General features: G+C 62.2%; 7 protein-coding genes. 1 reads left to right on the top strand and 6 read right to left on the bottom strand.

What is annotated here, in order from left to right; all coding sequences use genetic code 11:
- Positions 1–314 precede the first annotated feature (314 nt).
- Positions 315–1454 carry a hypothetical protein gene (locus WBB95_RS29185; RefSeq protein WP_424490740.1) on the top strand — a complete coding sequence of 380 codons (1140 nt, stop codon included), beginning with the start codon at positions 315–317 and terminating at the stop codon, positions 1452–1454.
- A 95-nt stretch (positions 1455–1549) separates the two neighbouring features.
- Here the strand turns inward: WBB95_RS29185 and WBB95_RS29180 are convergent, their stop codons facing one another.
- From WBB95_RS29180 to WBB95_RS29155, 6 genes are read right to left on the bottom strand one after another with little or no spacing between them, the layout of a single operon-like run.
- Positions 1550–1984: a RidA family protein gene (locus WBB95_RS29180; RefSeq protein ID WP_424490739.1), complete on the bottom strand. Its 435-nt coding sequence runs from the start codon at positions 1982–1984 to the stop codon at positions 1550–1552.
- 11 nt (positions 1985–1995) lie between these two features.
- Complete coding sequence (locus WBB95_RS29175) at positions 1996–3579, bottom strand: flavin monoamine oxidase family protein (RefSeq protein WP_424490738.1); 1584 nt, start codon at positions 3577–3579, stop codon at positions 1996–1998.
- A 16-nt stretch (positions 3580–3595) separates the two neighbouring features.
- Complete coding sequence (locus WBB95_RS29170) at positions 3596–4522, bottom strand: ABC transporter substrate-binding protein (protein ID WP_424490737.1); 927 nt, start codon at positions 4520–4522, stop codon at positions 3596–3598.
- Positions 4523–4539: 17 nt separating this feature from the next.
- Positions 4540–5313, bottom strand: coding sequence for an amino acid ABC transporter ATP-binding protein (locus WBB95_RS29165; RefSeq protein WP_424490736.1), 774 nt, complete (start codon positions 5311–5313; stop codon positions 4540–4542).
- Positions 5306–6271: an amino acid ABC transporter permease gene (locus WBB95_RS29160; protein ID WP_424490735.1), complete on the bottom strand. Its 966-nt coding sequence runs from the start codon at positions 6269–6271 to the stop codon at positions 5306–5308. Before WBB95_RS29160 ends, WBB95_RS29165 begins: the two co-directional genes overlap by 8 nt.
- 25 nt (positions 6272–6296) lie before the next feature.
- Positions 6297–8690: a TonB-dependent receptor plug domain-containing protein gene (locus tag WBB95_RS29155; protein ID WP_424490734.1), complete on the bottom strand. Its 2394-nt coding sequence runs from the start codon at positions 8688–8690 to the stop codon at positions 6297–6299.
- Between the last annotated feature and the right edge of the window lie 447 nt (positions 8691–9137).

Below are 9137 nucleotides of genomic sequence, written 5' to 3'. Positions count from 1 at the left end.
GAGTACCGCCCGCCGATCTTTCTCTACGCCATGTCCCTGCTTAGCCCCCTGACCGGCCTACTGATCCTCAACAGCAACCGCTGCCGCGAACTGCGCCACAAGATGGTAGAAATCCGCCACAAACGCGAAGCCATCATCACCGCTCTTAAAAGCCAGGGCCGCTGGAAATGGTGGTAAGCCCGGCCCATATTCATGCGCACATCCCATGGGTAAAAACTGAATACCTATCCGTTCAGTCAGTGCCCATGACCGCGTATTTTTGACAAACTGTCGCGCGACGCTGCCGTTGCGCGCAGCCCCGTCAGGACAGAACAATGACCAACATGGACTCGATCATTCGACAGTTTTCTGCCGAAGGCGCAACCCACCTCTATTCCAGCCCACCCTCGGTGTTGACGCCCGCCGACCTTTACCGCGCCAAAGGCGATGGTCGTTTCCGAGAGGCGATTGCCGGCAGCAATATCTACCTGATCACCGCCAGGCGGCGGGTGCTGATCAACCCTGATGACCTGTACCTGCACGGCCGATCCGCGCACGGAAGCTTTATCGTGATGGACGAACAGGGCGTGCAGTCGATCCCCTTCCGTTACGACATCCCGCGCATAGGGCCCGACGATCAGGACGACATCGAACAGGTGATCGTCGCGCCCAACGGCACGCACCTGACCATCCTCTCGACCTCACGGCAGATGACCACCGCCGCGCATATCGTCGTGGCAAACGCGACCAGTGCCCTGCAAGCGAACCATCGGGACATGAACGTGCTCTATGTCGGCCAGGGCATCGGCAAGGTTCACGCGCGCACCGCGCTGGACCGGCTGTTGAACCACACCACCCTGCAACGCATCCTCGCCGAAACCTCGACCAACAGCCCGGAGCTGGAGATTTCGATTCTGCTCTACCGGTTCGAGCACGGCAGGACGATGGTGAGCAATGGCGGTGACTTCAATGCTGAACCCATCGCCAGCGAGCAGGATGAATCGGCGCATTTCGAGCGGCTGCGCAGTGTGCGTTTGAATCGCGATGAAGTGATCACGCTGGCCGAGGCCGCCCTGATCAACCACTTCAAACCGCATTACAACACCTTGCTCAAGTCCACGAATTTCGCCGCCAACAACAAGATCAAGCCGCTGAAAAAGCTACTGGCGAAGGGCATTACCGGGCTCACCGTAGAAATCTGCAGCGCCACGATCAACGCACGCCTGGGTACCCGCGATGCGCTGCCCATGGCGTTGAGCACGTTCATGCCGGCTGAGGTGCTTGAGGGCCGCAACCTCGACAGTGAGCCGGAAAAGCAGGCGTGGACCGAAGAACTGCGAGTCATGGCGCACACGCACTACGCCAGTTTCCCCCTCACCACGCCACAGGAGCGCGATACCTTCATGCACGGCATGGTGTGGCTCGGCGAGTCGGTGCGCGAGCAGATCTGGCCATTGCCCGGCAAGGGTGCCTAGGCACCTGCCACCGACGATAGGGATGGCGCCAAACCTGAATTGCCGGGGCTGTTGTGGCAAGCGGGTTTGCCACAACACGCCTGTTCACTCCCCAATCAAAGGGTACGAGCCGCAATCGCTTCCACTTCCACCAACGCGCCCGGCAACGGCAGTGCCACCACTTGCAGCGCGGTGCGCGCCGGTTTGTTCGGCTGCTCAGGCGTGCCAAAAAACTGCGTGTAACCGCGCTGCAACCCGGCAAAGTCCAGCTTGCCGCCCGTCTCTTCGGCGCCGACCAGGAACACGCGCAATTGCACGATATCACCCAGGTCCAGGTCTTGTTGCTGAAGGATCTTGCGCAGCTTGCTGAATACCGACACCGTCTGCACTTCGGTATTGCCATAGGCCGCTGGTGTACCGGCCGGCGCGTTTGCATCGGCGAGGTCCGGCAAGGTGCCGCTGACGAAAATCAGGCTGGCGGACGCCGGCACGGTGACGGTTTGCGAGATCGGGAAGTCGCCGACGCTGGTGCGTTGAATGCTGTCGCTCATGAGGGTGCTCCTTAAGACGCGGCCGCGGCCGCAAAGTGGGTGTGTTGAGCCACGCGTTCGGCCAGTTGCCCGACCACATGGCGCGCCGAATTGGCCGCCGATTCCTGCCAGATGCCCACGCCGCTTTGCACCAGACCGTCACCGGCGAAGTACACGCGGCCGTGGCCTTGTTCGAGCAAGGCACTGGCGTCGGCCGGGAAGTGTTCGCGTTGCAGCCACGGGCCTTCGCTGTAGGGGATTTGCTCCCAGGACACGGCCAGCGGGTTGCGCAGGTGTTTTGAGTAGCCGGGGTGCAGCAGCTCCACCGCTTCTTTGGAGGTGGCGTACTGCTTTTCGAACGGCTGCGCGCCAAATACATCCGCGCCCTCCCCGGTCACGTAGCCCGCCACCAGCAAGCCGTCGCGGGTGTTGAGGTCGTTGCTCGGGTACCACAACAGGCGCGCCGGGTGCTCGACCCAAGACAGGCCGCCGTAGGTGCGGTAGTCGGTTTCCCAGAAGCGCGGCGATTGCCACGCCACTTTGGTCGCCTGGTCACTGCGGGTGCTGAGCAGTGCGGCCTTGATCGGGTCGCTGAAATCGGTGTCGAGCTTGGCCAACAATGGCAGCGGCAACGTCGAGACCAGGTAATCGGCGCGCACCACCTGCTCGCGGCCGCTGTGTTTGTCGTGGTAGGTCACCGCGACGCCATCTTCCAGTTGACGGATCTGGCGGACTTGGGCGCCCAGTTGCACATGCTCGCGCACACGCTGGTAGAACGCGTCGGTAATGCGGTCCATGCCGCCGACCGGCTGGAACATGGTCGCCGAAAACTCCGGGAACTCGGTGTGCAGCAACGCGCCCCACAGCTCCGGGTGCAGCAGGCGCTCCAGGCCGATCGGGCGGGCGCTGGCCGGCAATGCGCCCGGATGCGCAGGCGACTCCAGGTGACCGGAACGCAGGCTGCCCTCATAAGCCAGTTCCAGTGACAGGTCGCCATACACCTGCAAAAACGCCAGCAAGCGTGTGCGTTCCTCGCTGCTTAACACGTCATCAAGGGCGTCGCGTTGCACCGCTTTGGCCAGCAAGCCGGACAGGTGCCCGCGCGCATCGTTGACCGCCTGGCCAACGGTGAACGCCGGCTGCTGCACGTCCGGACGCACCTGGGCGCCATGGCTGCTGTTGACCAGCACTTCCAGCGGCACGCCCAGTTCACTGCAGTAATCGAGAATCGTGCGGTGCTGGCTGGGAATCCTCGCCGGGCCCGCGTTGAAATACAGACCCTGGTCAAAGGCCACGGTTTGCGTACGGCCATCCTTGTAGTCCACGCGGTCACCATGGCGCAGGGTCCAGGTGCGCCCGCCGACCCGGTCGCGCGCTTCCAGCACTTGCACACTGAAGCCGGCGCGGCTCAACTCCAGGGCCGTGACCAGCCCGGCAATCCCGGCGCCCAACACCAGCACGCGGGTGCCCTGCCCCAGGCCCTCCTTGAGTTTCAACGGTTGCGGCCGGCGGTGTGACGACGGCCCCAAACCCAATACGGCCAGTGCGTCCTTGACCGCCTTCTCGCCCCCTACGGCGGCGATGCTTGACAGCGCTTCACGTCGTGTCAGTCCCATGTTCGCTACTCCTTAGTCAGTCAGGCAGGCCGGGTGGGTTGATCAGCGACGTGTCGACGCGCTCCACATCCAGGCCCCAGCGTTGCAGCACCTGTTCGTATTGACCGCCGGCAATCGCGCCTTCCAGGGCGGTGTGAATCGGCTTGACCAAACCGTTGTCCTTGCGCGTGGTCACGGCGATATCCGCCTTCAATGGCCAGCCACCGTTTACCGTGCCGACGCGCTTGATGCCGCCGGTAATCGCCGCCGAGTAGGCGTACACCGAGTTGGGCCCGAACAGCGCATCGCTGCGCCCCGACTGCACCGCCAGTTGCGCGGCGGCCTGGTCATCGAAGTACTGCAATAACGCGGGCTTGATGCCGGCCTTTTCATTCGCCTCGTTCCACGCCAGCAGGACCTTTTCCTGGTTGGTACCGGAGCCGACGATGATCTTCAGCCCGGCAATGTCCTCGGCCTGCTTGATCTCGGTGATCTTGCTGGTGCTCTTCACATAAAACCCGAGCACATCCTGGCGGTAAGTGGCGAAGTCAAAGCGCTTCTTGCGTGCCTCGGTCACGGTGACGTTGCTGATCACCGCGTCGTATTTGCCCGAGCTGACGCCCAGGGGCCAATCCTCCCAACTGGTCTGCACCACATTGAGTTGCAGGCCCAGGCTGTCGGCGACCAACTGCGCGGTGTCGGCCTCGCTGCCGATGGTGGTCTTGTCGTCATTGGCCAGCAGCGCCAAGGGTGGCCCGGCCACGCCGGACACCGCCACGGTGAATTTGCCCGGCTGGGCGAACTTGAAGCCCGGCGGGATTTGCGCGATGGCCGCCTCGTTGCGTGGCACGTGGATGCGCACGCGGTCGGGGCTGAGATCGACCTGTTGCACGGCGGCGAAAGCACTCGGCGCAGCACTGACGGCAAGCGCCAGCAAGGCCACGCGGGCAGTAGAGATAAACATGGCAGTCACTCCTTGAACTAAAGCACCTTGCCCAGAAAGGCCACGGTGCGGGGATGTCGGGGTTGGCGGAAAATCTGTTCAGGCGGGCCTTCCTCGATCAGTTGGCCGTCGCAGAGAAACACCACGTGGTCGGCCACCTCGCGGGCAAAGCCGATTTCGTGGGTGACGATCACCAGGGTCACGCCCAGCTGGGTCAGGCCTTTGATCACGTCGAGGACCTCGCCCACCAGTTCCGGGTCGAGGGCTGAGGTCGGCTCGTCGAACAGCAGCACCTTGGGGTCCAGCGCCAACGCGCGGGCGATGGCGACGCGCTGTTGCTGGCCGCCGGAGAGCTGGCGCGGGTACGCATCGAGTTTGTCCGCCAAACCCACCTTGGTCAGCAGTTCACCGGCCTTGGCCTGCGCTTCGGTCTTGCTCCAGCGCTTGTGTGCCAGCGGCGCTTCGGCAATGTTTTCCCAGGCGGTGAGGTGCGGGAACAGGTTGAAGTTCTGGAACACGAAGCCCACGTCGATGCGACGCTTGAGAATTTCGCGCTCCTTGAGCTCGTAAAGCAGGTCGCCCTTGCGTCGGTAGCCGACGTATTCACCGTCGATGGTGATGTGCCCGCTGTCGATTTTCTCCAGGTGGTTGATGGTGCGCAGCAAGGTGGATTTGCCCGAGCCGGAGGGCCCGAGGATCACTGTGACCTTGCCCGGGTCGATGGTCAGGTCGATGTCTTTCAAGACCTGCTGGTTGCCAAAGCGCTTGCCCACGCCCTGGATCTGGATACGGCCGGCGCGGGCTTCACTCATGGGTTTTCTCCTTGAGCCAGCGGCGTATGCGTTGCAGCGGCGTGGGCGGCAGCACCCGTGCGGTGCCACGGGCGAAATAGCGCTCGACGTAATACTGGGCGCTGGTCAGCACGGTGGTGATGATCAGGTACCACACGGTCGCCACGATCAGCAGCGGAATCACCGCCTGGGTGCGGTTGTAGATGACCTGCACGGTGTAGAACAGCTCGGGCAAGGCCAGCACGTAGACGATGGACGTGCCCTTGACCAGGCCGATGATTTCGTTGAACCCCGAGGGCAGGATCGAGCGCAATGCCTGGGGCAGGATGATCCGGAAGATGCGTCGCGTGGCAGGCAACCCCAATGCCGCAGCGGCCTCGTGCTGGCCGGCATCCACGCCGATCAGGCCGCCGCGAATGATCTCTGCCGCGTACGCCGCCTGCATCAGGCTCAGGCCCAATACGGCCACGGTGAATTGGCTGAGCACATCCACTGTCGACCACTCGGCGAACACCACGCGGGTGAACGGCACACCGAGCACGATGTGGTCATACAGGTAGGCAAAGTTGTAGAGGATGATCAGCACCAGCAGCGCGGGCATCGAGCGGAAAAACCAGATATAGCCCCAGGCCAGCGCCGCCAGCAGCGGCGATCCCGACAACCGCGCCAAAGCCAGCGCGGTGCCGAGGATGATGCTGAACACCGTGCTGAGCAGCGTCAGCAACAGCGTCTGGCCGAGCCCCCGCAACACTGACGGCGAGAAAAACCATTGGCCGAACACGCCCCATTCCCAGCGCGGGTTGGTCGCCAGGGAGTGCACGATGGCCAACAGCACCAGCGCGGCGAAGATCGACCCCGCCCAACGCCAGGGGTGCCGGGCCGGCACCACTTGCAGGGCCCTGATGGGCGTTGCGACACGGGCCTGGCGAACCGGGCTGGCCGCTTCGATCAGGTCATAGGATTTGGCGACGATGGGCATGTTTTATTCCTCGCTCGTGCTGGCCTTAGAAGGCATAAGTCAAACGGGTGTAGTAGTACCCGCCGGTAAAACCGTAGGGCGAATAGGTGCCGTAGCTGGCAAGCATGGTGCTGCTCGGCACGCCTTGTTTCTTGGGGTATTGGTCGAACAGGTTCTTGGCGCCGACGGCGATGTTCAGGTCTTTGGTGAGGTTGTAGCCAAGGTCGAGGTCGGTGATCCATTTGGCGCTGTAAATGCGATCCAGGTCGCGATTGGCGGATGAGTTCACTTCTTTGTAGGAACCGTAACGGGTCAGGGCCAGGTTGAGATTGAAGCGGTCGATGCTCCAGTCGCCGCCCAGGATCAGCTTGGTCTTGGGTTGCACATCGGTGATCAGGCCACGAGCCTGGCGGTCCATCAGGTCATAGGAGGTGCCGAGGATGTCGGTGGACGCCTTGTAGTTGAGGATCTTGGTCTGGTTCCAGTTGAACGCGGCGGTCCATTTCAATGAGCCGAACTGGCCGACGTCCTGGTTGTAGTTGCTGACCAGGTCCAGGCCTTTGGTGCGGGTGTCGGCGCCATTGAGGAAGTACTGGCCGCCGGAGGTAGAGTTGATGCCATTGTTCTGCAACACCTGGGTGACTTGCGGGCCGAGCAAGGTGCCGGTGAGGGTGATGCGGTCGCGCAGGTTGATCACGTAGGCGTCGGCGGTGAAGTTCAAGCGGTCGGTGGGCGTCAGGGTGAAACCGAGGCTGAAGTTGGTCGAACGCTCGGGTTTCAAGCCTTCGGCGCCCAGGGCCTTGGCCGCCGCCGAGCCCACCGGCAACACGCCGTAGTTGATCGACTGATACACCCCGTCGACCACGCCATAGGTGGTGGAACGCGCACTGAACAGGCTGTTGGCCAGGGACGGCGCACGGAAACCATTGCTGACGGTGGCGCGCACGGCGAACTGCGGGGTGAAGTCATAGCGTGTGGTCAGCTTGCCGCTGCGGGTGGCGCCGACACCTTCGTTGTAATGCTCATAGCGAAACGCGGTGCCGACGTACCAGTCCGGCAGCGGGTTGAACCCCACGTCGACATAACTGGCGAGGCTGTTGCGCGAGGCGCTGCTTTCTTCGTCCGGCGAAATGCCGTTGGTGACCTGGGCCCCGGACGACGCGCAATTGCCCGGCGCGACGCAGTAACCGCCGTTGGCATAGGACGCGTAGTCACCGGCCTGCACCTCATAAGTGTCACGCCGATGCTCGAAGCCGTAAGACACATCCAGCGGCTTTTGCAGGCCGACATCGAAGCCGCGCTTGAAGTCGAGGTTGGTGGTCAGCTCAGTGGAAATCCACGTGCCGGAGGTGAAGCTGTTCGGCGTGTACTCGCCCAACGACGGGTTCTGGTTGTGGGTGGTGCCCTGCTCCGCCGCGTTGCGTCCATAAGTGGTGGACAGGTCCCAATCCCACTCGCCGACTTTGCCTTTGCCACCGAATGCAGCCTGGAAATCGTCCTCGTCGATGTACCAGGTCGGCGTATAGCCAGCCGGGTAGCCATTCGGCCCGGTGGTGATGGTGTTGGTGATGGTAGGCAGGCGGAAGTTCTGCCCCTGCTCGGCCTTGCGGTGCGAATAGGTCGTGAAGGAATACAGGCTGAAGCTGTCATCAATCGGCAGCTCGGCGTTGTAGCCCAGGGTCGCCAGGTTGGTCTTGGGCGTGCCGTAGCCGCCGTAGGTCGATGTGCCCGCCAGGCCATACGCCTGCTCATAGGTGTAGCCGTTGGCACTGGCCTTGTTGTCATCGTTCTGGCTGCGCGCATCCAGGGCCAGTTGCACGATGCCGCCGTTGCCGATTTCAAAGCCTTTGTTGAGGCTTTGCTGCACGGTTTGCTTCTTGCCGTCGTAGCCCTGGCCGATGTTGGTCACTGCCGTACCGCTGGTGTCGGCCTTGAGGATCACGTTGATCACCCCGGCGATGGCATCCGAACCGTACTGGGCAGCGGCGCCGTCGCGCAGCACTTCCACATGGTCGATGGCGCTGATGGGGATCAAGTCCAGGTCAGCCGGAGCCGCGCCGGTGTTGATGCCATTGATGTTCAAGGTGGCGCTGGTATGGCGGCGTTTGCCGTTGACCAGCACCAGCACTTCGGCAGCGCTCAGGCCACGCAGGTTGGGCGCCCGGGCAATGCCGCTGGCATCCCAGCCGGTTTTTTCCGGCAGGGTCAATGAAGGGATGACGGCGCTCAGGGCTTCCATCAAACCGGGCTTGCCGGTGCTCTGCAGTTGCTTGGCGCTGACCACATCGATCGGCACCGGGCTGCTGGTGACGGTGCGTTGTTCGGCGCCACGGTTGCCGGTGACCACTACGGTGGACAGGGTGCTGTCGTCCTGGGCCTGGGCCGTATTTGCCAGCAGGGCCAGCGCCAGTGCGGCGGTGGGGTGCAAGACTTGCTTCATAGCCACTCCAAACGTTCCAAATCGCGAAGTCGGGCAGTCACGCGGACAGGCGCGGTGCTCGTGTTTTTCGGGGGGTGTTGGCGATTTGTAGCTAGGTGTGGGGCGAGCGAGGGGTTTGAATTGGCAACATACGTTGAACTCCCTTCCAACGATTCTGCTGCGGGTTGGTCACCCGGCTATGGACGCAGAATCCGAATCACGATTGGTACCATCCGAGGTCAGGGGTAGGCTGTTGCGATCAAACATAACGGAATGGATTTTAAAAATATAATGCTATTTGGGCATAAGCTAATATTCTTGGAATTCATTATTTTTGAATTTGGTTATTCATATAAGTAATGTCTTTTGAGGGTGGTTGGGGGGTGTATATCCGTTATTTGGGTGAGGCTTGGATGGGTTCCGCTCTTACAGCGGGTCACTTTTGGAAAAGAGCCCCAAAAGTAACCA

It is taken from the genome of Pseudomonas sp. (genome assembly GCF_049645325.1).
Lineage (GTDB): Bacteria > Pseudomonadota > Gammaproteobacteria > Pseudomonadales > Pseudomonadaceae > Aquipseudomonas.
Note: the sequence above shows the minus strand (reverse complement) of the source record. Positions and strands in the feature narration are given on the sequence as shown.